Origin of the sequence: Streptomyces coerulescens, from assembly GCF_042657965.1 — a bacterium.
Classification (GTDB): domain Bacteria; phylum Actinomycetota; class Actinomycetes; order Streptomycetales; family Streptomycetaceae; genus Streptomyces; species Streptomyces coerulescens.
The window spans coordinates 700,679-722,274 of sequence record NZ_JBHSKM010000008.1; the positions used below are offsets into that span (position 1 = coordinate 700,679).

The 21,596-nt window shown below is 70.5% G+C and carries 23 protein-coding genes; 10 read left to right on the forward strand and 13 right to left on the reverse strand.

Annotation, left to right across the window (positions count from 1 at the left end; translation table 11 throughout):
• Positions 1-7 precede the first annotated feature (7 nt).
• The gene (def, locus tag ACFPQ9_RS17515) at positions 8-634 is read left to right on the forward strand and encodes a peptide deformylase (RefSeq protein WP_380853690.1); all 627 of its coding nucleotides are present in this window, start codon (positions 8-10) and stop codon (positions 632-634) included.
• 1 nt (position 635) lies between these two features.
• Here the strand turns inward: def and ACFPQ9_RS17520 are convergent, their stop codons facing one another.
• Positions 636-1,940 (reverse strand): geranylgeranyl reductase family protein, encoded by a 1,305-nt coding sequence (locus ACFPQ9_RS17520; protein WP_380853692.1) that lies wholly within the window; start codon positions 1,938-1,940, stop codon positions 636-638.
• Between the two features lie 71 nt (positions 1,941-2,011).
• Here ACFPQ9_RS17520 and ACFPQ9_RS17525 point away from each other — a divergent pair, with 71 nt between their 5' ends.
• Together ACFPQ9_RS17525 and ACFPQ9_RS17530 are read left to right on the forward strand one after the other, a co-directional pair.
• A complete protein-coding gene (locus tag ACFPQ9_RS17525) occupies positions 2,012-2,545 on the forward strand; it encodes a GNAT family N-acetyltransferase (RefSeq protein WP_380853694.1) in 534 nt (177 codons plus the stop codon).
• A gap of 155 nt (positions 2,546-2,700) precedes the next feature.
• Positions 2,701-3,015, forward strand: coding sequence for a PASTA domain-containing protein (locus ACFPQ9_RS17530; RefSeq protein WP_380853696.1), 315 nt, complete (start codon positions 2,701-2,703; stop codon positions 3,013-3,015).
• Here the strand turns inward: ACFPQ9_RS17530 and ACFPQ9_RS17535 are convergent.
• From ACFPQ9_RS17535 to ACFPQ9_RS17550, 4 genes are read right to left on the reverse strand one after another with little or no spacing between them, the layout of a single operon-like run.
• On the reverse strand, positions 3,002-3,697 hold the full coding sequence (locus tag ACFPQ9_RS17535; RefSeq protein ID WP_380853698.1) for a demethylmenaquinone methyltransferase: 696 nt from the start codon (positions 3,695-3,697) through the stop codon (positions 3,002-3,004). The genes ACFPQ9_RS17530 and ACFPQ9_RS17535 overlap by 14 nt on opposite strands.
• Positions 3,694-4,932 carry an acyltransferase family protein gene (locus ACFPQ9_RS17540; protein ID WP_380853700.1) on the reverse strand — a complete coding sequence of 413 codons (1,239 nt, stop codon included), beginning with the start codon at positions 4,930-4,932 and terminating at the stop codon, positions 3,694-3,696. Before ACFPQ9_RS17540 ends, ACFPQ9_RS17535 begins: the two co-directional genes overlap by 4 nt.
• Positions 4,929-7,214: a bifunctional polysaccharide deacetylase/glycosyltransferase family 2 protein gene (locus ACFPQ9_RS17545; RefSeq protein WP_380853702.1), complete on the reverse strand. Its 2,286-nt coding sequence runs from the start codon at positions 7,212-7,214 to the stop codon at positions 4,929-4,931. The genes ACFPQ9_RS17540 and ACFPQ9_RS17545 overlap by 4 nt, the downstream gene beginning before the upstream one ends.
• A 19-nt stretch (positions 7,215-7,233) precedes the next feature.
• Positions 7,234-7,632 (reverse strand): hypothetical protein, encoded by a 399-nt coding sequence (locus ACFPQ9_RS17550; RefSeq protein WP_380853704.1) that lies wholly within the window; start codon positions 7,630-7,632, stop codon positions 7,234-7,236.
• A gap of 133 nt (positions 7,633-7,765) precedes the next feature.
• Here ACFPQ9_RS17550 and ACFPQ9_RS17555 point away from each other — a divergent pair, with 133 nt between their 5' ends.
• Positions 7,766-8,734: a chitinase gene (locus tag ACFPQ9_RS17555; RefSeq protein WP_380853706.1), complete on the forward strand. Its 969-nt coding sequence runs from the start codon at positions 7,766-7,768 to the stop codon at positions 8,732-8,734.
• A gap of 18 nt (positions 8,735-8,752) precedes the next feature.
• Here ACFPQ9_RS17555 and ACFPQ9_RS17560 read toward each other — a convergent pair whose 3' ends face one another.
• The 5 genes from ACFPQ9_RS17560 to ACFPQ9_RS17580 form a co-directional block, all read right to left on the reverse strand.
• Positions 8,753-9,358, reverse strand: a complete 606-nt coding sequence (locus ACFPQ9_RS17560) for a hypothetical protein (RefSeq protein WP_380853708.1) — start codon at positions 9,356-9,358, stop codon at positions 8,753-8,755.
• Between the two features lie 7 nt (positions 9,359-9,365).
• The gene (mqnC, locus tag ACFPQ9_RS17565) at positions 9,366-10,565 is read right to left on the reverse strand and encodes a cyclic dehypoxanthinyl futalosine synthase (RefSeq protein ID WP_380853710.1); all 1,200 of its coding nucleotides are present in this window, start codon (positions 10,563-10,565) and stop codon (positions 9,366-9,368) included.
• Between the two features lie 92 nt (positions 10,566-10,657).
• Positions 10,658-11,389, reverse strand: coding sequence for a prepilin peptidase (locus tag ACFPQ9_RS17570; protein ID WP_380853712.1), 732 nt, complete (start codon positions 11,387-11,389; stop codon positions 10,658-10,660).
• A gap of 13 nt (positions 11,390-11,402) precedes the next feature.
• Complete coding sequence (locus ACFPQ9_RS17575; protein ID WP_380853714.1) at positions 11,403-13,232, reverse strand: serine/threonine-protein kinase; 1,830 nt, start codon at positions 13,230-13,232, stop codon at positions 11,403-11,405.
• A 60-nt stretch (positions 13,233-13,292) separates the two neighbouring features.
• On the reverse strand, positions 13,293-14,141 hold the full coding sequence (locus tag ACFPQ9_RS17580; RefSeq protein WP_380853716.1) for a menaquinone biosynthetic enzyme MqnA/MqnD family protein: 849 nt from the start codon (positions 14,139-14,141) through the stop codon (positions 13,293-13,295).
• A 356-nt stretch (positions 14,142-14,497) separates the two neighbouring features.
• Between ACFPQ9_RS17580 and ACFPQ9_RS17585 the strand changes: the two genes are divergently transcribed.
• Complete coding sequence (locus ACFPQ9_RS17585) at positions 14,498-14,701, forward strand: cold-shock protein (RefSeq protein ID WP_043442843.1); 204 nt, start codon at positions 14,498-14,500, stop codon at positions 14,699-14,701.
• An 84-nt stretch (positions 14,702-14,785) separates the two neighbouring features.
• Here the strand turns inward: ACFPQ9_RS17585 and ACFPQ9_RS17590 are convergent, their stop codons facing one another.
• Positions 14,786-15,334, reverse strand: coding sequence for a helix-turn-helix domain-containing protein (locus ACFPQ9_RS17590; protein ID WP_380853718.1), 549 nt, complete (start codon positions 15,332-15,334; stop codon positions 14,786-14,788).
• Between the two features lie 82 nt (positions 15,335-15,416).
• On the opposite strand from ACFPQ9_RS17590, the gene ACFPQ9_RS17595 reads away from it, so the two are divergent.
• From ACFPQ9_RS17595 to ACFPQ9_RS17610, 4 genes are all read left to right on the forward strand, one after another.
• Positions 15,417-16,103 carry an AzlC family ABC transporter permease gene (locus ACFPQ9_RS17595; protein WP_380853720.1) on the forward strand — a complete coding sequence of 229 codons (687 nt, stop codon included), beginning with the start codon at positions 15,417-15,419 and terminating at the stop codon, positions 16,101-16,103.
• Positions 16,100-16,453 carry an AzlD domain-containing protein gene (locus tag ACFPQ9_RS17600; protein WP_380853722.1) on the forward strand — a complete coding sequence of 118 codons (354 nt, stop codon included), beginning with the start codon at positions 16,100-16,102 and terminating at the stop codon, positions 16,451-16,453. The genes ACFPQ9_RS17595 and ACFPQ9_RS17600 overlap by 4 nt, the downstream gene beginning before the upstream one ends.
• A gap of 23 nt (positions 16,454-16,476) precedes the next feature.
• Complete coding sequence (locus ACFPQ9_RS17605; RefSeq protein ID WP_380853724.1) at positions 16,477-16,725, forward strand: glycine zipper domain-containing protein; 249 nt, start codon at positions 16,477-16,479, stop codon at positions 16,723-16,725.
• 68 nt (positions 16,726-16,793) lie between these two features.
• The gene (locus ACFPQ9_RS17610) at positions 16,794-17,441 is read left to right on the forward strand and encodes a class I SAM-dependent DNA methyltransferase (RefSeq protein ID WP_380853726.1); all 648 of its coding nucleotides are present in this window, start codon (positions 16,794-16,796) and stop codon (positions 17,439-17,441) included.
• A 6-nt stretch (positions 17,442-17,447) separates the two neighbouring features.
• Here the strand turns inward: ACFPQ9_RS17610 and kstD are convergent, their stop codons facing one another.
• Positions 17,448-19,205, reverse strand: a complete 1,758-nt coding sequence (gene kstD, locus ACFPQ9_RS17615; protein WP_380853728.1) for a 3-oxosteroid 1-dehydrogenase — start codon at positions 19,203-19,205, stop codon at positions 17,448-17,450.
• Positions 19,206-19,487: 282 nt separating this feature from the next.
• On the opposite strand from kstD, the gene ACFPQ9_RS17620 reads away from it, so the two are divergent.
• A complete protein-coding gene (locus ACFPQ9_RS17620; RefSeq protein WP_380853730.1) occupies positions 19,488-20,378 on the forward strand; it encodes a LysR family transcriptional regulator in 891 nt (296 codons plus the stop codon).
• On the opposite strand, the gene ACFPQ9_RS17625 is transcribed toward ACFPQ9_RS17620, so the two are convergent.
• Positions 20,379-21,470, reverse strand: a complete 1,092-nt coding sequence (locus tag ACFPQ9_RS17625; RefSeq protein WP_380853942.1) for a sugar ABC transporter substrate-binding protein — start codon at positions 21,468-21,470, stop codon at positions 20,379-20,381. It abuts the gene before it with no gap.
• Positions 21,471-21,596: the final 126 nt, after the last annotated feature.

Genomic DNA, 21,596 nt, shown 5'->3' on the forward strand with positions numbered 1-21,596 from the left:
AACGACGATGCCCAGCGTTTTCGTGCAAGGCAGGCCCGTGGAGTCGTATCCGCCGCTCGCACCCGAGGCCCGGCGTGGCTCGGTGCGGCGGATCACCGAGGTGGGCGAGGAGGCGCTGCACAAGCCGTGCCGGGACGTGACCGAGTTCGGGCCCGATCTCGCCGCGCTCATCGACGACATGTTCCTGACGATGTACATCGCCGACGGGGCGGGACTCGCGGCGAATCAAGTCGGGGTGGGCCTGAGGCTGTTCGTATACGACTGCCCGGACGACGACGGGATCCGGCATGTCGGGCATGTCGTGAACCCCGTGCTGGAGCCGCTCGACGCCGCCGGCAGAAGGCTCCTGGACGACGCCGAGGGCTGTCTGTCGGTCCCCGGCGCCACGATGGACGTACCGCGTCCGGACCGGGCCGTGGTGCACGGCCTCGACAAGGACGGCGAGCCGATCGTGATCGAGGGCACCGGGTACTTCGCCCGGTGCCTGGCGCACGAGGCCGATCACTGCGACGGCCGGGTCTATCTGGACCGGCTCTCCAAGCGGGAACGCAAGGACGCGCTACGGCAGGTGGCGGACCGGCGCGACGAGGTGTTCGCACGCCGGGCCGCCAACATCGAGGCGCTGAACCGCTAGTTCAGGCCTTGGGGGCCACCTTGCTGAGGCCGTTGATGATGCGGTCCATCGCGTCGCCGCCGGTCGGGTCCGTGAGGTTCGCGAGCAGCTTCAGCGTGAACTTCATCAGCATCGGGTGGGTCAGACCGCGCTGGGTCGCGATCTTCATGACCTTCGGGTTGCCGATGAGCTTCACGAAGGCGCGGCCCAGTGTGTAGTAGCCGCCGTAGGTGTCCTTCAGGACGCGCGGGTAGCGCTGGAGGGCGAGTTCGCGGCTCGCGGGCGTCGGGCGGGCGTGGGCCTGGACGATGACGTCGGCGGCGATCTGGCCGGACTCCATGGCGTAGGCGATGCCTTCGCCGTTGAAGGGGTTCACCAGGCCGCCGGCGTCGCCGACCAGCAGCAGGCCCTTGGTGTAGTGGGGCTGGCGGTTGAAGGCCATGGGCAGGGCGGCGCCGCGGATCGGGCCGGTCATGTTGTCCGGGGTGTAGCCCCAGTCCTCCGGCATGGAGGCGCACCAGGCCTTCAGGACCTCGCGCCAGTCCAGCTCCTTGAAGGAGTCCGAGGTGTTGAGGACGCCCAGGCCGACGTTCGAGGTGCCGTCGCCCATGCCGAAGATCCAGCCGTAGCCGGGCAGCAGGCGGTCCTCGGCCCCTCGGCGGTCCCACAGCTCCAGCCAGGACTCCAGGTAGTCGTCGTCATGGCGGGGCGAGGTGAAGTACGTCCGTACGGCCACGCCCATCGGGCGGTCCTCGCGGCGGTGCAGGCCCATCGCCAGCGACAGCCGCGTCGAGTTGCCGTCGGCGGCGACCACCAGGGGCGCGTGGAAGGTGACCTCGCGCTTGTCCTCGCCGAGCTTGGCGTTGACGCCGGTGATCCGGCCGGTGCGGTCGTCGATGATCGGGGCGCCGACGTTGCAGCGCTCGTAGAGCCGGGCGCCGGCCTTCTGGGCCTGGCGGGCGAGTTGCTCGTCGAAGTCGTCGCGCTTGCGGACGAGGCCGTAGTCGGGGAAGGAGGCGAGATCCGGCCAGTCCAGCTGGAGGCGGACGCCGCCGCCGATGATGCGCAGCCCCTTGTTGCGCAGCCAGCCGGCCTCCTCGGAGATGTCGATGCCCATGGCCACGAGCTGTTTGGTGGCGCGCGGGGTGAGGCCGTCGCCGCAGACCTTCTCCCTCGGGAACTCGGTCTTCTCCAGCAGGAGTACGTCGAGGCCGGACTTGGCGAGGTGGTACGCCGTCGTGGAGCCGGCCGGCCCCGCGCCCACGACGATCACATCGGCGGTGTTCTCGGAGAGAGGGGAGGAGTGGGGCTCGGTCACGACGGTCACGGCTGGATCTCCCCAGGGTTCGAAATCTGCGTGCCGACCGGCACTGGACATGGGCAGTCTATGCAGCAGAATTGATCACCCGGCTGAAGGGCTGCCCTGTGAACCGAGCTCTCCCCGTAGTAAGGCTGCGGGTGCCCACCGACGAGGACGCGATCGCCTGGCACCGGGTCTTCGCCCACCCGGACGTCATGGAGTTCCACGGCGGCAGGGCCGCCGAACTGTCCGTCTACGAGGAGCTCACCGCCCGCCAGCGCCGGCACGACGCCGAGCGGGGCTTCTGTCTGTGGACGCTGCTCGACGAGCGGGAGCGGGTCCTCGGCTTCACCGGCGCCCAGCCATGGGAGCGCCCGTGGGGTCCCACCGGCGAGATAGAGATCGGCTGGCGGCTCGGGCGGGAGCACTGGGGACAGGGGTACGTCACCGCCGCCGCACAGCTGACGCTGGAGCGGGTGCGGGCGGCCGGGGTGCCTGACGTGGTCGCCATGGTCGACGCCGGCAACGCACGGTCCATCGCGGTGACACGGCGGCTGGGGATGCGGCTCGCGGAGGAGTTCGCCGGCCCGGACACCGGACGGACGGCGCACTGCTATCGGCTCGACCTGTGACCGCAGAACCGTGAGCCTCAATTCCGGATTCGTCACACTGAGTAACCGACTGTTACAGAAAGGTACTTGAAGCTTCCGGACGACACCCCTGGGCGGTTACCCTTCCAGTACCGCTGGGGGTGACATCTGTGCGCATAACACCCAAAACGCCCGAGGTGCGAGTTCCGAAACTCGTCGGACTGATGGCCATGGACGCGCGCGAGGCAGCGAAGTCGCACGGCCTTCTCCTCAACGCCCCGGACCGGCCGGACTTCCATCTCACCGTCGTCGACTACGTCGTACGCCAGTATCCCCAGCCCGGAGCCGAGGTGCCGCGGGACTCGATGGTCTACATCTGGTTCGACTTCGGCGAGGGCGAGGGCGGCGGAGGCATCCGCGAGCCACGGATACCGCGACCGCCCTCGGGTGGACTGCAACGCGAGCTGGACGAGCCCGGAGAGGACACCTACCCCGTGGTCAGCTCTGCTTGAAGCCCCGGTGCAGGGCCACCACCCCGCCCGTCAGGTTCCGCCACGCCACCTTCGACCAGCCGGCCTTGCGCAGGCGCTCCGCCAGGGCGGGCTGGTCGGGCCAGGCGCGGATGGACTCGGCGAGGTAGACGTACGCGTCGGGGTTCGAGGACACCGAGCGCGCGACCGGGGGCAGGGCGCGCATCAGGTACTCGGTGTAGACGGTGCGGAACGGCGCCCAGGTCGGGTGCGAGAACTCGCAGATCACGACCCTGCCGCCGGGCCTGGTCACCCGGTACATCTCGCGCAGCGCGGCGTCGAAGTCCTGGACGTTGCGCAGCCCGAAGGAGATCGTCACGGCGTCGAAGGTGTCGTCCTTGAACGGCAGCCTCGTCGCGTCCCCCGCGGTGAACGGCAGCCAGGTGTGCTTGCGCTTGCCGACCTGGAGCATCCCGAGCGAGAAGTCGCACGGGACGACATAGGCACCGGTCTGTGCGAAGGGCAGCGAGGAGGTGGCCGTGCCGGCGGCGAGGTCGAGGATCTTCTGCGCCGGGCGGGCGTCGACGGCCTTCGCGACCTCCCTGCGCCATCTGCGGTCCTGGCCGAGCGACAGCACGTCGTTGGTCAGGTCGTACCGTTCCGCCACGTTGTCGAACATCGAGGCGACTTCGTGCGGCTGCTTGTCCAGGGATGCGCGGGTCACTGGCCCATTGTGGCAGTACGGCCGCACGGAGCCGCAGCACGGCCTCCCCCCGGCAGAAGCGTCGGCTTCTTCTTCCCGGCCACGTCCTCCACCCACCCGCACAGCAGCACGAAGACGGCGATCAGGATCCAGCCGATGCCGAACAGGAACCACTGGCTCTCCAGCGGCAGGTACCTCTCGAACGCGGGCACGTTCCAGAATTGGTCGATCAGCGGGACGGCGAGGATCAGGGCGATCTCGTGCCAGAGGTAGATCGTCACCGCACGGGAGTTGAAGATCGTGACGATGCGGTCGGTCCGCCGGAAGCGGGTCAGCCACGCGAAGTCGATCCCGAAGTACGACTTCGCCCACATCAGGAGCGTCACATACCCCGCCGACCAGAAAGCCTGGGCGAGCGGGATGTCGTCCAGGTCGTACGAGCCCGTCCCGGCCTGGTGCGTGAAGGCGTACCAGCCGCCGAAGCCGATCGCGGCGAGCGACAGGACGGCCACGGCGAACGGCCTCAGCCGGGCCGGCACCCCGTCGCGGTGCGCGAAGCCGAGGATCCAGCAGAACAGGAAGGTGGCCAGGTCGGTCAGCGCGCTGCCGAGGCGATTGTCCGGGGGCTGCCAGGCGAATCGGAAGACGACGATCGGGGCCAGGGAGAGCAGCAGTACCGGCACCGGGGCCAGGCGGAACACCCGTAGCAGCAGCGGTGAGAGCAGGACGAACCACAGGTACGTCCGCAGGTACCAGAGGATCTCCCAGGCCTGCTCGGCCCAGGCGTTGCCCGGCGGGTCGCCCAGCGGCACGATCCAGTAGACGATCTGCCGGCCCGGCATCCAGTCGTGGATCAGCATCGCCCCGACCACGAAGAAGCCCCAGAACCAGAACGGTGGCAGCAGTCGGCGCATCCGGCTGCGCACCACCGTCAGCGCGGGGCGCTCCAGGGACTTCGCCATGAGGGTGCCGGCCAGGGCGAACATGATCCCCATCGAGGGGAAGACCATGCCTGCCCAGGCCCAGCCGAAGGTGTGGTAGGTGACGACGCGGATCAGGGCGACGGCGCGGAGGGTGTCGAAGTAGCGGTCACGGCCCGGGAGCCGAGGCGGAGGCTTCTCCTCCTCCGCCTCGGCGGCTGCGGGGGGCACCGGTTCCCGCGGCACCACCGGCATGGGCGGCTGATGCGTGTAACCCGAGTACCCGTACCACTGACCGTACCCCTGCTGATGCCCCGGCTGCCGCTCCCAGCTCATCGGCCCGCCCCCGCCGGCGTCCCGACCTCACCCGTGCGCTTCAGCTTCTGCCAGCGCAGCCGGCCGCCCGTCATGGCCGTGATGCAGGAGTGGATGAGGACGAGGTACATCATCTGGCGGTAGGCGAGTTGCTGGAGCGGCATCATCAGCAGGTAGCGGTACTTCTCGCGGTCCAGGCGGAAGGCGTACGCCGCGCACAGCAGCTGCACCGCCAGCACCGCGAGCCAGGCCAGCAGGGCCGCCGTGAAGTCGACGAAGATCATCGAGTAGACGGTGAAGACGTCGATCAGCGGGGCGAAGACCGGCGTGACGATCTGGAAGACCACGACGAGCGGCATACCGACCCGGCCGAAGCGCCCCGAAGGACCCTTGTCCGTCAGCGACTTGCGGTGCTTCCACAGCGCCTGCATGGTGCCGTACGACCACCGGTAGCGCTGCGACCACAGCTGCTTGAGCGAACCGGGCGCCTCGGTCCACGCGCGCGCGTGCTCCTGGTAGACGACCCGCCACCCGGCGCGGTGCATGGCGATGGTGATGTCGGTGTCCTCGGCGAGGGTGTCCTCGCTCATGCCGCCCACCTGCAACACCGCTTCCCGCCGGAACGCTCCGATCGCTCCGGGAATCGTCGGCATGCAGCGCAGCAGGTCGTACATGCGCCGGTCGAGGTTGAAGCCCATCACGTACTCGATGTGCTGCCAGGCGCCGATGATCGTGTTGCGGTTGCCGACCTTGGCGTTGCCGGCGACCGCTCCGACCTCGGGGTCGGCGAAGGGCTGCACGAGCTGCCGTACGGTGTCCGGCTCGAAGACCGTGTCGCCGTCCATCATCACGACGATGTCGTAACGGGCGCTGCGCACACCGTTGTTGAGCGCGGCGGGCTTGCCGGAGTTCTCCTGGCGGATGACGCGGACGTTGGTCATGCCGAGTTCCACGGCCGCGTTGCGGGCGATCTCGGACGTGCCGTCCGTCGAGCCGTCGTCGACCACGATGATCTCGATCGGATGGGTGCTCTTGGCCAGCGACTGAAGGGTGTTGGCGATGCACTCCTTCTCGTTGTACGCCGGGACGATCACGCTCACCGGTCGGTACACCGGCGGTCCCCAGGTGAAGCGGCGTCTGTTGCGCTGCCGGTAGTGGCGGCGGGCGAGGATCAGCATCAGGCCGAAGCGGCCCATGACGGCGACGCCGACGACGAGGAGGCCGACCGACAGCACCGGCACCGTCCATTCGGCGACGGCCACCGCCCCGATCAGGGCCTTGCCCTCGTAGAGGGTCGCGCCGGTGGCCGTACGGTGGGCGGCCTGGAGGTTCGAGGTCCCGGACCCGACGTCGGCCGCGCCGACAGCGCCGACCTGCCCGTTCGGACCGCCCTGACCCGTCTGTGCCCGACCGCTCGCCTCCCCCTCCTTCCGCATGGCGCCGCTGATCGTGGTGAAGGTGTACCCCTTCGCCTTCATCTTCTCGATGTACGTCGGCAGCGCCTTGATCGTCTGCGAGCGCTCGCCACCCGCGTCGTGGAAGAGGACGGACGCGCCCTCACCGTCTTCCGGAGTGGCCCACTTGACGATCTTCGAGACGCCCGGCCGCTTCCAGTCGTCGCTGTCGGTGTCGACGAAGACGCTGGTGTAGCCGTCCTCGCCGAGCTTCTTGTAGACGGGCCAGCTGTAGTTGTCGATGGCGTCCGTCTCCGACGAGTACGGCGCCCGGAACAGCGTCGTCGTGATGCCGGCCGCGCCCGCCAGCGCGAGCTGTGTCTGCTGCATCTCGCGGTTGACGCGGGCGTCGCTCTGGTAGGAGAGGTCGACATGGGTGAAGGTGTGGATGCCCACCTCGTTTCCCTCGTCGACCATGTCCGCGACGATCGACGGATAGCGCGAGACCATCGAGCCGACCACGAAGAACGTGGCGGGGATGTCGTACTTCTTCAGGATCGCCAGGACCTGCGGCGTCCAGGTGGGGTTCGGGCCGTCGTCGAACGTGAGCGCGATCGTCTTGTCCGGCACGGAGACGGTGGTGGCCTGACCACCCCGGAAGGTGAGGATCGGACCGCCGTCGAGAACCTTGTCGGGCACCTTGCCGGCGCTGGCCCCGGTGCGCACCCGCTGGTCGCCGCCGACCTCGGCGCGCAGATAGCCGTCGAGCAGCATGACGCTGGTCAGTGCGAGCAGCAGCAGCGCGGCGAGGATCACCCGGGGCCTTTGCAGGGCCGCGGCCTTGCCGGCCACCCGCTCCATGCGGGTGGGGGCGCGACGGCGGCGTCGTGAGGGCGTCGTCGTGGTCATGAGTGGGGCTGCGCTCCGGTCAGTTGGCGGACGTGTCGGTGGACGTGTCCGCGGACACGGATGGGGTGGGGGCGCCCGAGGGCGGCGCCGACGGGGTGCCGCTGGGCGGGGAGACCGGGTTACCGATGCCGCCCTGGGGCTGGTCGCCCGGGCCCGTCCCGCCGGGGCCGCCCTGTCCGTTCGCGAACGGCAGCAGCTGGGACGGGTTGAGCGAGGTGCCTACGCCCATGAAGGCCATGCCCAGCACCACCGCGTAACCGAGGCAGGCGACGCCGAGCAGGATGCCGATGCGCCGCAGCAGCTTGGAGCGGCGCCCGGAGTTGTCGACGAACACGGGCCCCGCCGCGGCTGCCCTGCCGCGCCTGCGGCGCCGGCCACGCATGTCCGCACGGATGTCGGTGGCGTTCTCGGATTGCATTCCCCGCACGCTAGGGAACCTTTATGTGCCCCGAACTCGCTCTCCATGTGAGACGCATATGAGAAACGACTGATTCTGTCCTTTGCCTGAGAGTTTTCGGTGACGGCCGGGAAAGGATGAGAGATTTGCCGGCATGCATACGTACTCAGGGAAATCGGCGGCCGGGCTCACCTGCGTGTTCGTACTCGTCCTCACGGGGTGTTCCACGGGCTCCGAATCCACTGCGAAGAGCACGTCGTACGCCCCCTACGTCAGCGCCACCGAGGCCTCCGCCCATGACTCCGCCGGCTCTCCGGTGACGTACAACCTGGCCTTCGTCATCTCGGACGGCAGCGACTGCACGCCGAAGTGGAACGGCACCACCGCCCTCTCCGACTCCGCCGTGAAGTCCCGTGTCTCCGGGCTCACTCAGGACGGCGGCACCGTCCGCGTCTCCTTCGGCGGGGCTTCCGGCAAGGAGCTGGCGGCGAGCTGCGACAGCGCCTCCGAACTGGCGCGGGCGTACGGGAAGGCGCTGGACGCGGCGGGTTCCTCGCAGGCCGACTTCGACATCGAGGGCGACGAGTTGACCGACTCCGACTCGGTGGACCTGCGGTCGGAGGCGATAGCCCTTCTCCAGAAGGAGCGCGGCGATGTGGAGGTCTCGTTCACGCTGCCGGTGATGCCGTCCGGGCTGGACGACGGCAGTGTGGCGCTGCTGCAGTCCGCCAATGAGCACGACGTTCAGGTCTCCACCGTGAACATCATGACGATGAATTACGGCGAGTCCTATGACGGTGACATGGGGGGCTACGCGATCACTTCGGCGAAGGCCGCGCATTCTCAGCTGACGGACATTTTCGGTACGTCGGACGCTGCCACGTGGAAAGCGATGGCGTTGACGTCGATGCTCGGTACGAATGACGTCGACAACGAGACGTTCACGCTGGATGACGCTACGCAGGTGCGGAAGTTCGCCGACGAGAAGGGGATCGGGTGGGTCTCCATGTGGGCGACGTTCCGGGACCAGCAGTGTGGTGAGGGCTCCGAGGACGACGCGCTGACCACATGCAGTGGTGTGGATCAGGAGGACGGGGCGTTCGCGGAGGCCTTTTCGGGGTGAGCCCGGGGCGGCAGCCCCTCACCGTCTCCGATACACCAACCGGCCGTCCACCACCGTCGCCACGCACGTCGACGCCCCTCGCTCTGCCAGCTCGGTCTCGTCGTGTACGTCGAACACCGCGAACCTGGCCGCCGAGTCACGCTCCCTCGGCTCGGCGAACTCCACCGTAATCCCTGCGGCGTACGGGTCGAGCGCGGGTGTTCCGCCCGGGCGGCCGATCCTGCCCATGACCGCCAGGCCCGATCGGTGCACGGCGTCGCGCACCGCGCGGTTGGTCAGGTCCTCGCAGGCCACGCGGACCGTGCCGTGCGCCAGCATCCGCTGCACCCCGCGCCGGGCGCTCGCGCCCCAGCGGGCGTCGTCCATGGCGAGGGCCGCCAGCGCGTCGCCGGTCAGCGGCTCGGTGCCCAGCTCGTCGGCCTCGCGCGGATCGGGGTGATAGGCCTCCTCCAGCAGCTCGTTGCCGTGGAGGTTGATCAGGCCGGGTGTGAGGATGCCCGGCCACTCACGCACTCGGGCCCCCGGATGAGCCGCGACCAGGTCCCCCACCTGCCCGGCGTCGGCGATCCACGCGCCCCTGACGGCGAGCGCCCGCCCCCTGGAGTCCGCGTGGATCGTCAGCACGAGTACGTCAGTTGGAGGCGAGGATCTTCAGCTCGGGGTGGGCCGTGCCACCCGCGATCGCCGTGGACGAGATGTGGGACATGACCCGCTCGTCGACCGGGTCGTTCGCCGGGTCGTCGTGCACGACCAGGTGCTCGTACGTCGTGGCGCGCTGCGCCGGCACCCGGCCCGCCTTACGGATGAGGTCGATGATCTCCATCCGGTTGGAACGGTGCTTGGCTCCGGCCGAGGAGACGACGTTCTCCTCCAGCATGATCGAGCCGAGGTCGTCCGCGCCGTAGTGCAGCGAGAGCTGGCCGATCTCCTTGCCGGTGGTCAGCCAGGAGCCCTGGATGTGGGCGATGTTGTCCATGAACAGGCGCGCGATGGCGATCATCCGCAGGTACTCGAAGAGCGTGGCCTGCGTACGGCCCTTCAGGTGGTTGTTCTCGGGCTGGTAGGTGTACGGGATGAAGGCGCGGAAGCCACCCGTCCGGTCCTGTACGTCACGGATCATCCGCAGGTGCTCGATGCGCTCGGCGTTGGTCTCGCCGGTGCCCATCAGCATGGTCGAGGTGGACTCCACGCCCAGCCGGTGCGCGGCCTCCATGATCTCCAGCCAGCGCTCACCGCTCTCCTTCAGGGGCGCGATGGCCTTGCGGGGACGGGCCGGGAGCAGCTCGGCGCCGGCGCCCGCGAAGGAGTCGAGGCCGGCCTCGTGGATCCGGGTGATGGCCTCCTCGACCGACACACCGGAGATCCGGGCCATGTGCTCGACCTCGCTGGCCCCCAGGCTGTGGATGACGAGCTGCGGGAAGTCCTTCTTGATGGCCGCGAAGTGCTTCTCGTAGTACTCGACGCCGAAGTCCGGGTGGTGTCCGCCCTGGAACATGATCTGGGTGCCGCCGAGTTCGACGGTCTCCGCGCAGCGCCGCAGGATGTCGTCCAGGTCGCGGGTCCAGCCCTTGGCCGTGTCCTTGGGGGCGGCGTAGAAGGCGCAGAACTTGCACGCCGTGACGCACACGTTCGTGTAGTTGATGTTGCGCTCGATGATGTACGTCGCGATGTGCTCGGTGCCCGCGTAACGGCGGCGGCGTACGGCGTCGGCGGCGGCGCCCAGCGCGTGCAGCGGGGCGTCGCGGTACAGGTCCAGCGCCTCTTCGGGTGTGATGCGCCCACCCGCGGCGGCACGGTCGAGGACGGACTGAAGGTCGGCCTTCTCGGTCACCGGGGCGTCCCTTTCGTCAAGGGTTGTGGACTGATCCACCTTGTGGGCAGCGGACCGAACCAGCGTACGCCAGCCGGTTCCGCGGACCGACGTCAGGCCGCGTAGGCCCCGATCAGCAGTCCTGCGAATGCCCCGCCGAGCAGGAACGGACCGAACGCGATCGCCGACTTGCGTCCGGCCCGCCGCAGCGCGACGAGCCCCCAGCCGTACAGCGCCCCGAACAGGAACCCGGCGAACGTCCCGAGCATCACCGTCGGCCACCCGTACCAGCCGAGCGCCGCCCCGACACCGAAGGCGAGCTTCACATCGCCGAAGCCCATGCCGCCGGGGTTGATCAGGTGCAGCGCGTAGTACCCGGCGCCCAGCGCGAGCGCGCCCCACACGGCAGTCGGCCAGTCGCCGGCGTGCTCGGGGACGAGGGCGACCAGGCCGAGCAGCCCGAGCGTGGCACCGGCGAGGGAGAGCGTCAGCGGATTGGGCAACCGTCGTACCCGGAGGTCGACCACCGTGAGCAGCACGCCGAGCGGTGCCAGCAGCAGCCAGACGCCCAGTTCGGGGCGGGTGCCGGTGGCGGCGGCGAGGGCGGCGCAGACCAGGGCGGTGGCGGTGGCGAGCGCGGCGGTACCGGAGCCGTACGAGGTGTCCGCCTCGCACCGCGCGCACCGGGCCCGGCCGAGCCATCCCGGTATCGGATGCCCGCCGGGGCAGTGCTCCCGCCACCCCTCCTCGTCCGGCGCGGAGAACCGGTAGGCGGCCCGGGGCAGGAGGAGGCCCGCGGCGAGACCCCAGAGCGCGGCGACGACGACCACGGCGAGCGTGCTCACTCCCAGGGGCCCGTCACCGCTGGACCTTCGACAACCGCGCCTCGGGATTACCCTCGTCGTCGCTCTCCGACCGGTACACCAGGTCGTCGCCGGCCGGGGCGATCCGTACGGTGTGCGGGGTCGGGTTGCAGCCGGCGTGGTTGCCCTTGCGGCCCACCGACGTCACGACGAGCTCCTTGGCCGAGGCCTTCTTCAGGGTCAGTACGTCGTTGCAGACACCGCCGAGCAGATCGGTCTGCCGGAGGGTGCCCACCTCGTCGCCGACGTCGGCCTTGTGCACGGTGAGCCGGAAGGTGCCGGCGGACAGGGCACCGTCCAGGACGGTGGCCTTGCCCTCCCAGGTGCCGAGGTAGCGAGCGGGTACGGCGTCCCCGGCCGGATCGGCGGACTGCTGGGGCGCCTGGGACGAGGCGGCTCCGGAATCCCCGCTCGCGGAGTCCCTCTCCCCGCCGGGCAGCAGCTCGAACACGAACACCGACCCCACGGTCACGGCCGCCAGCGCGCCGGCGACGGCCAGCGCCACCGTGCAGCTCATCCTGCGCCCACGGCCGCCCTCCCCCGGCGTCGAGGCCGCCGCGACGGAGACGGCGAACTTCCCGGGCGGCCGCTCGGAGGCGGGGACGGCGTCCTGCGGGGTCGGGGCGTCACGCGGTCCGGGCACGGCCGCGGGCGTGCCCGCAGGTGACGAAGGTGGGGCCGAGGGCGGAGCGGGCATGGCGGCGGGGGGCGTCGACATGGCAGCGGGCGGCGTCGACATCGGCGCGGGAGTCACCGGCATCGGCGTGGCGGCGGGCGGCGTCGACGTCGGCGTGGCGGGACCCCCCATCACCGGCGGCGGGCCGAACTCCCCCACCGTCGCCCGGCCGGCCGCCTCACCGCCGGCCGTCGTGTCCACCGCCCCCACCGAGGGCAGGTCGAATCGCACCGGCCCCGACGAGACGTCGTCCCCGGCCTCCAGATTCAGCAGGCGCACGGCACCGCGGCTGACCTGCTCGACCAGCGGCCCGGGCAGCCAGCCGCCCGCGACCAGACGGGCCGCACCCTGCGGAGCCAGTCGCCGGGCCACCTCACCCGGTGCGGGCCGGGCGCCCGGCTGCTTCACCAGGCAGGCCGCCACCAGCTCGCGCAACTCGCCGTCCAGCGCGTCGAGTTCGGGCTCCTCATGGACGACCTTGTACAGAAGTGCCGCCGACGAGTCCCCGGAGAACGGCGGCTCCCCGGTCGCCGCGTACGCCAGCACGGCACCCAGCGAGAACACGTCCGCCGCTCCCGTGGCTCCCTTGCCGAGGATCTGCTCGGGCGACATGTAGCCCGGGGAGCCGATCGAGACGCCGGTCGAGGTCAGGGACGCGGTGCCGTCCATGGCGCGGGCGATGCCGAAGTCGATGAGCAGAGGGCCGTCCAGGGTCAGCAGGACGTTCGACGGCTTCACGTCCCGGTGCACCAGGCCCAGTTCGTGCACGGCCGCCAGCGCCTCCGCGAGGCCCGCTCCGAGCGCTCGTACCGAATGGGGCGGCAGCGCGCCCGAGTCCGCGACCGCGGACGTCAGCGACGGACCCGCCGCATACGCCGTGGCCACCCACGGCACCGGTGCCTCCGGATCGGCGTCGAGGACGGGTGCCGTCCACGCGCCGCCCACCCGGCGGGCCGCCTCCACCTCGCGGCGGAAGCGGGCGCGGAACTCCTCGTCCAGGGCGAAGTGCGGATGCACGATCTTCACGGCGACCGTGCGGCCGCCCGCGCTGCGCCCCAGGTACACCCGCCCCATGCCGCCCGAACCGAGCCGGCCGAGCAGCCGGTACGGCCCGACGACCGTGGGCTCGTCAACTCCGAGCGGCTGCATCCGCGTCCACTCCTCCCCCGTAGGAACCGTCAGCAGATTAGTGCGCAATCAGCGTGCGCTTTACGGCTGCAGCAGATCCACCTTCACATCCGCCGGAAATCCCGTGGTCGGCCCCACCCTTCGCGCGAACTCCGCGACCGCCGCCAGCTGCGGGCCGCCGAACCGGAAATCGAGGGTGGTGAAGTACCGCTCCAGGACCCGCTCGTCGAACGCCTCCCAGCGAGCCGCCTGCTCGGCTACCTTGCTCACCTCCACCAGGGAGAGGTTGCGGGAGTCGAGGAACGCCTCATGGACCTGGCGGGTGATGACCGGTTCGCGCTCCAGATAGTCCCGGCGCGCCGCCCAGACGGCGAACACGAAGGGCAGACCGGTCCACTCCTTCCACAGCGCGCCGAGGTCGTGCACCTCGAGGCCGTAGCGGGGCCCGTCCAGCAGGTTCGCCCGCAGCGCCGCGTCCCCGATGAGCACGGCGGCCTCCGCCTCCTGCATCATCAGGCTGAGGTCGGGCGGGCAGGTGTAGTAGTCGGGCTGGACGCCGTAGCGCTCGGCGAGCAGCAGCTGGGCCAGCCGGACCGAGGTGCGCGAGGTCGAGCCGAGGGCGACGCGGGCGCCGTCCAGTTCGTCCAGCGGGACCTGCGAGACGATCACACAGGACATCACCGGGCCGTCGCAGCCGACGGCGATGTCGGGAAAGGCGACCAGGTCGTCGGCGTTGCGCAGGAACTCGACGAGGGTGATCGGCCCGATGTCGAGGTCGCCCCGCACCAGCCGCTCGCTCAGCTTCTCCGGCGTGTCCTTGGTCAGCTCGAAGTCGAGCAGGGTGCCCGTTCTCGCGAGCCCCCAGTAAAGGGGCAGGCAGTTCAGGAACTGGATGTGGCCTACGCGCGGCCGAGTGCGAGAATTGTCCACATCGCGAGACTAGACCCCATGAGGTAGCGTGCAGCCTTCAGGGTCGTGACACCCTCGTCACAGCCGCCCGTCACCCGAGTGTCGGATTCGCACCGTCACCGCTACGGGCTTCGGTCCCGTCAACATGAAACGGGCCTTCAAACGTCCGAGTGACGTGATCTTGACCTCTATTGCTTTCGCCTGCCCGCGTGCTAGGCTCGCCGCAAGTTGCAGTTTGGTTTCCCTTGCAGTACAGAGCCTGCGGAGCATGTAACCGCGGGCTCTAGTCGTTTTCAGACGTATGCAGATGTGCGGGCATCAGTTTTCACACTTGCAGGTTCTGGAGCAGGGCAACCCTTTGGGCCCAAGGAGGGCTTATGGCTACCGGAACCGTGAAGTGGTTCAACGCCGAAAAGGGCTTTGGTTTCATCGCCCAGGAGGGCGGCGGCCCCGACGTCTTCGTCCACTACTCCGCGATCAACGCGAACGGCTTCCGTTCGCTCGAAGAGAACCAGCAGGTGAGCTTCGACGTCACGCAGGGCCCGAAGGGCCCGCAGGCGGAGAACGTCACCGCCATCTGAGACACGCGTCTCTGATCCGGACCTGAGAGCAGTACCCAAGGAGCCCCGCGCCGTCAGGCAGCGGGGCTCCTGCCTTTGCAGTCCCTAAATGTGCTGCATGACCAGCAAGAACGTCGTCCCGGGCGCGAGCGCCTCGTAGGAGTGCGGCACGTCTCCGCGGTACGACAGGTAGTCGCCGGGCCCGAGTTCGACCTCGTCGCCCCGCGGGCCCGCCTTCACCCGTCCCGTGCTGACGATCAGGTGCTCCACGGACCCCGGAATGTGCGGCTCCGACTCGCGGGGCGTGCCCGGTTCCGCGCGCAGCTGGTAGATGTCCCGGCGGGCGCCGGGCGGACTGGCGGAGAGCAGGGTGGCCACGAAGTCCGCCCGCTCCGAGGCGACGGTGGGCCCTTCACCCGCGCGGATCACCTGTACGGCCGGCGCCGGCGGTTCCACGAGCACACTGAACGGCACACCGAGCGCGACCCCCAGCGCCCACAGCGTCTCCACACTCGGGTTCCCGCCACCCGCCTCCAGCTGGGACAGCGTGGACTTCGCGATCCCCGCCCGCTTGGCCAGCTCCGACAGCGACAGCCCGGCCCGGGTGCGCTCGCGGCGCAGGGCTACGGCGATCCACGTCAGGGGCTCGCTCATCCGGTTCACTTCCCGTCGTTCGCTCTACAGGTACGTTCGTTCGGCTTGACGAACAGCCATCAATCTGTTCATTCTGGGAAACATGCGTTCGCTACTCCGAACACCGATGATGGCACCTCTGGTGCGCGACAGTGCGCTGGTCTGGCTGGCGAGCGGTGTCGTCGGCGTCTCCTTCGGCGCGATCTCGGTGGCCGGCGGACTGCCGGTCTGGGTGCCGGTGGCGATGTCGCTGATCGTGTACGCCGGCTCGGCGCAGTTCAGCGCGGTCGGCGTGCTGCTGGCCGGGGGCGGGCCGCTCGCCGCGGCGGCCACCGGGCTGCTGCTGAACACCCGTACGGCCGCCTTCAGCCTCGCCGTCGCCGACGTCCTCGGCGGCCGCAGTCGGCCCGCCCGCCTCCTCGGCGCCCACCTCGTCACCGACGAGACGGTGGCCTTCACGCTCGCCCAGTCCGATCCCGTACGGCGCCGGGCGGCCTTCTGGGTGAACGGGCTCGGTCTGTTCGCCGCCTGGAACACCGGCGTCCTGGCCGGTGCGCTGGCCGGAACCGCGCTCGGCGACACGGCGAAGTACGGCCTCGACGCCGCCTTCCCCGCCGTCCTGGTCGCGCTGGTCCTGCCCACCCTGCGCACGGACGCCCGCGTCCGCCGGTGCGCGCTGCTCGGCGCCGCGCTGGCGCTGGCGGTGACACCGGCCGTCCCCGCGGGGGTACCGGTTCTGCTGGCCCTCGCGGGGCTGGTCCGGTACGGCCGTAAGGAGTCGGCGGCGTGAACGCCACGGTCGCCGTGATCCTGGTACTGGCGGTGGGGACGTACGCCTTCCGGCTCGTCGGCCCGGCGCTGCACGGACGGGTGGAACTCCCGGCACGGGTGCAGGAGTTGCTGTCGGCCGCGGCCGTCGTGCTGCTGGTGGCGCTGCTCGCGACGGGGGCGCTGACGGAGGGCGGCGGCTTCTCGGGGTGGGCGCGGCCGGCCGGGGTGCTGGTCGGGGGCGTGCTGGCGATGGGGGTGCCTCTCGGCCGGGGGAAGCGGAGGGTCTGGTCGAAGCCGGCGCCGTTCCCGGTGGTGGTGCTGGGGGCCGCCGCGGCCACCGCGCTGCTGCGGGCGGCGGGGCTGTCCTGAGGACCGCGTGGGAGGATCGCCGGATGACCAGCGGTGACGAGAACAGCCACGGGGAAGAGGGCGGGCCCTCCGCCGACAACAAACTGGCGACCGGCCTGTCCGTCGGCCTGGCCCTCGGCACGGCCGTCGGTCTGGTGTTCGGACTGACCGTCTTCGACAATCTGGCCCTCGGGCTCGCCCTGGGCCTGTGCCTGGGTGTCGCTGTCGGCAGCGCGACCGGGGCCGGCGGGACACGCGGCGGGGACGGGGGCGGGGAGCGGGGCGCCGAGTAGGCCGTGGGTTCCGCGGGTTCGCCCCAGGTCAACGCCCCTGTCAGTGCCCTTCGCTAGGGTCCCCGGCCATGACCGACGCTGACTTCCTGACCGCAACCCGCACCTTCTACGACGCGATCGCCGAGGACTACGCGGCGCTCTTCCAGGACGAGCTCACCGGCAGGCCCCTGGAGCGGGCGATTCTGGCGGTGTTCGCCGAACTCGTCGTCGGGGACGGGCCGGTGGCGGACCTGGGATGCGGGCCGGGCCGCACGACCGCGCGCCTCGCCGCGCTGGGCCTGCCCGTGTTCGGGGTCGACCTGTCGGAGTCGATGCTCGCGATCGCCCGCCGTGAGAACCCGGGGCTGCGGTTCGAGCAGGGCTCGATGCTGGAGCTCGACCTGCCCGACGGGACGCTGGCGGGCGCGCTGTCCTTCTACTCCTCCATCCACACACCCGTGGACCGGCTGCCCGCCCTCTTCGCCGAGTTCCACCGGGTGCTGGCCCCGGGCGCACCGCTGCTCGTCGCCTTCCAGGCCGGCGACGAACACCGGCACCACGACCGGCCCTTCGGCCACCCGGTCGCGCTGACCTTCCAGCGACGACGGCCCGAGCACATCGCCGAGCTGCTGACGGCGGCCGGTTTCACCCTCGTCTCCCGGACCGTCCGCGAACCCGATCCGGCCCTCGACGAGACGTCGCAGCAGGCGTTCCTGATCGTCAGAAAGCCCGCATAGCCCCCTCTACAGGCTCCCGGCGATGTCCTTCGCCGCGATGTACCCGAAGGTCATCGCCGGGCCGATCGTCGAGCCCGCGCCCGCGTAGCTGTGCCCCATGACGGCCGCGCTCGCGTTGCCCGCCGCGTACAGACCCCGGATGACCGAGCCGTCCTCCCGCAGTACCCGGGCGCGGGCGTCGGTGAGGAGGCCGCCCTTGGTGCCGAGGTCGCCGGGGACGATACGGAAGGCGTGGTACGGGGGCAGCCAGAGCGGCGCCAGACAGGAGTTGGGCAGCACGGACGGGTCCGTGTAGTAGTGGTCGTAGGCGCTGTCGCCCCGGTGGAAGTCGGGGTCCTTCCCTCTCAGGGCCTGCGAGTTGAAGCGGTCGATCGTGGTACGCAGGGCCGCCCCGGGGACGCCGATCGAGCGCGCGAGCACGTCCAGGGTCCAGGCCTTGTGCGCGGCGCCCGAGTCGTACCAGTCGGCGGGCAGCGGCAGGGTCGGCAGGACGTCCTTGAAGAGGTAGCGGTTGCGGTAGTGCTGGTCGACGATCAGCCAGGACGGGATGGCGGGGTCGGTGTCGTTGACGTCGTACATGGTGTGCACCACGTCGCTGTAGGGCGCGGCCTCGTTGACGAAGCGGGTGCCGCCGGCGTCGATCAGCAGGCCGCCGGGGAGGGTGCGTTCGGCCAGGCAGAAGTACGGCTCGCCGGGGACCGGGATCGCCGGGCCCCACCAGGCGTCGTCCATGAGGCCGAGGGCGGCACCGAGACGCTGCCCGGCCCGGATGCCGTCGCCGGTGTTCTCCTTCGCGCCGACCGTCCAGTCCGTGCCGATGGGCTGGCGCTGGTACCGCGCCCGCATCGCCGCGTTGTGCTCGAAGCCGCCCGAGCCGACGATGACGCCACGGCGGGCGCGGACCAGGCCGGGAGCGCCGTTGCGGGTGACGACCGCTCCGCTCACGGCACCGCCCTCGACATACAGGTCGGTCAGCGGTGTGCCGAGCCACACGGGCACCCCCGCCGAGCGCAGTCCCAGCCGCAGCCCGGCCGCCAGCGACTGCCCCATGGTCAGCGGCTTCTCCCCGCGCAGGGCCGCCGCCGTGCCCCGCGCGAGACACTCCGCGGCCACCGCCGCGCCCTTGACGTTCACCGCGGCCAGGGCCAGCCACTTGTAGTCGGCGCTGAAGACGACCATGCCGGCGGGCACATCCATGTACGGCGGGTTCAGATGCGCCAGTTCGGCGCCCAGGAGGTTGCCGTCGAGCTGGTCGGGTTCGACGGAGCGGCCGTTCGGCAGGCCCCCGGGCAGCTCCGGGTAGTAGTCGCTGTACCCCTCCATCCAGCGGAAGCGCAGGGGGCTGCTCGCCATGACGAAGGAGAGCATCGCCGGGCCATGGGCGAGGAAGGCCCGCTGCCGGTCCTCGGGCACGTCCGGGCCGACGACGGCGGCGAGATAGGCCGCGGCCTTGGCGGGCGTGTCCGGCACACCCGCGGCGAGCAGCACGGAGTTGTTGGGGATCCAGATCCCGGCACCGGACCGGGCGGCGGATCCGCCGAAGGCGGGTGCCTTCTCCAGCACCACACAGCTCAGGCCCTGCCTCGCGGCCGTGAGGGCGGCGGTCATGCCGGCGGCGCCCGAGCCGACGACCACGACGTCGTACGTACCGAGGAGGGGCAGGTCGGCGGCGTGGGCGGCGCCGGACCCGAGGGAGGCCGTGACCGTGCCCGCGGCACCGGCGGCGAGGACGTGTCTTCGGGAAGGGTGCGCGCTGGTGGTCATGGGGGCAGCTCCCGCCTGGACGGCTCCACGATTTCTGAGGGTGTGTCAGAAATGCGAATGTGACGCGGATGCCTTGTGAAGTCAAGGGCGGGGCAGGGGAGTTGAGACCCCCTCGCTCGCCCGTCTTGGGTCGGCACCCGCTCCCTCCCCCGCCATGGTCCGGACTCCGACGGGGGCGAGGAGCGGGTTGCCGCCCGGGCCCGTCCAGGATCGTCGCCCATCGGGCAAAGCCCAGTCAATCCTTGGGATTTGTAGCCGCACCCAAGCATTAACTTGGGTCTCATGACTCTGGATGACCTGCGTGTGTTCGTGGCCGTGTGCCGGGCCGGGAGTCTCAGCTCGGTGGCGCGGGAGCTGGGCTGCACCCAGTCGGCCGTGAGCCAGCATGTGAAGCGCCTTGAGCGGGAGACCGGCGTCGCGCTGGTGGAGCGCCAGCCCCGGGGAGTGGTGCCGACACAGGCGGGCCGGGTGCTGGAGGCGGCGGCCGCGGAAGGCATATCCGGGCTGGATCTGGCGGTACGGCAACTGCGGGATCTGCTCGACGGCGAGAGCGGGTACGTGCGGGTGGCCACGGGGGCGACGACCGTACGGCACTTCATGTCGGAGGCGGTGGTCGCGTACCGGCGCCGCCATTCCCGCGTCGACCTGGAGTTCCGTACGGTCAGTTCGGGGCGGGGCAGCTTCGACGCGCTGGCCGACGGCACGCTGGACCTGGCCTGGATCACCCTCGGCCCGCCGGTGCGCGGTATCGAGCAGCGGCCGGTGGTGGAGCTGCCGTGGGTGCTGGCGGTACGGGCCGACGATCCGCTGGCCGGGCGGCCGTACATCGACGCCGACGCCGACATGGCGGGCGTACGGTTGATCCGGCTGCCGCCGAACTCCACGTCGGCGGCCCATCTGGACGCCGCCTGCGCGGAGTTGGGCGTCCGGTTCGCACAGGACACCAGCGTCGCCGACTGGGACACGGCGCTGCTGCTGGCCGAGCTGGGGGTCGGGCGGGCGGTCGTGCCCGCGCTGCCGGGGCTGGCGGTCCCCGGCGACGGCGATCTGCGGCTGATCCCGCTGCCCGCGCTGCGTCCGCTGCCGGTGGGCTGGGCCGTGCGCCGGTGGGACGCGCTCAGCCCACCGGCCAGGGCGTTCGCGGACCTGGTGGAGAGCTACCGCCGGGCTTGACTACTTCAGACCGATCCGGTCGCAGTCCGCCTCGTACTCGGGGGTGCAGATCTGGTCGACGGTGTAGACACCGTCCTTGACCACCGTCTTCTCGATATTGGCCTGCGTCAGGGCGATCACCGTCACCAGCTGGGCCGGGATGTCGTCCTGGGTGGGGCTGTCGACCGAGTCCTGGGTCAGCGAGTCGAACTCCAGGTCACGGCCCTGCACCCGGTACACGGCCATCTTCGCGGCGTTGGTCGCCTCCAGCAGGAAGGGCTTGTACACCGTCATGAACTGCTCGCCCGAGACGATCCGCTGCACCGCGTCCAGGTTCGCGTCCTGCCCCGTCACCGGCGGGATCGTGCTCGCGCCGGCCTCCTTGAGCGCGTCGATCACGGCGCCGGCCATGCCGTCGTTCGCCGAGTAGACGGCGCTGATGCCGCCGACCCCGACGGCGGCGATCGCCTTCTCCATGTTGGCCTTGGCCGCCTCGGGCGACCACTTCGCCGTGTCGTACTTCTTGACGATGTTCACCGTGCCGTCGAGCTCCGCGAGGGCGCCCTTCTTGAACCGGTCCGTGTTCGGGTCGGCGGGGTCGCCGTTCATCATGACGACCTTGCTGCTCGCGGCCTTGTCGCCGAGTTCCTCGACGAGCGAGCGGGCCTGCACCTCGCCGACGAGCTCGTTGTCGTGGGAGACGTAGGCGTCGATGGGGCCTTCGGCGAGGCGGTCGTAGGCGATGACCGGGATGCCCGCGTCCTTCGCCTTCTGCACCTCGGGGGCGATGGCCTTGGCGTCCACCGCGTCCACCAGCACGACGTCGACCTCGTCGTCGATCATCTTCTGGAACTGCTCGCTCTGCTTTTCCGGGCTCGCCTCGGCGTTGGCGTAGACGACCTTGCCCTTGTCGTCCGTAAGGTTGCCGACTTCCTTCTTGATGAGCGGGTAGTCGAACTTCTCGAAGCGGGCGGTGTCCTTGTCGGGCAGCAGCAGCCCCACCGTGATGTCGTCACCCTTCTCCGGCGAGGCCGAGCTGTCACCGCCCCCGATGCCGTCGATGACACCGCACGCGGCGAGCGACATCGCCGAGGCGGAGGCGACGAGGGCCATGCCTGTACGGCGTACGGCGGAGGTGTGGGGGGTGCGAGCGTTCACTACTGGGCCTTCCGAGCGGAGGAGCGGCGTTGCTACCCGGGTGGCCGTAGCCAACGCGGACAGGGCATGTCACGTCAAGCG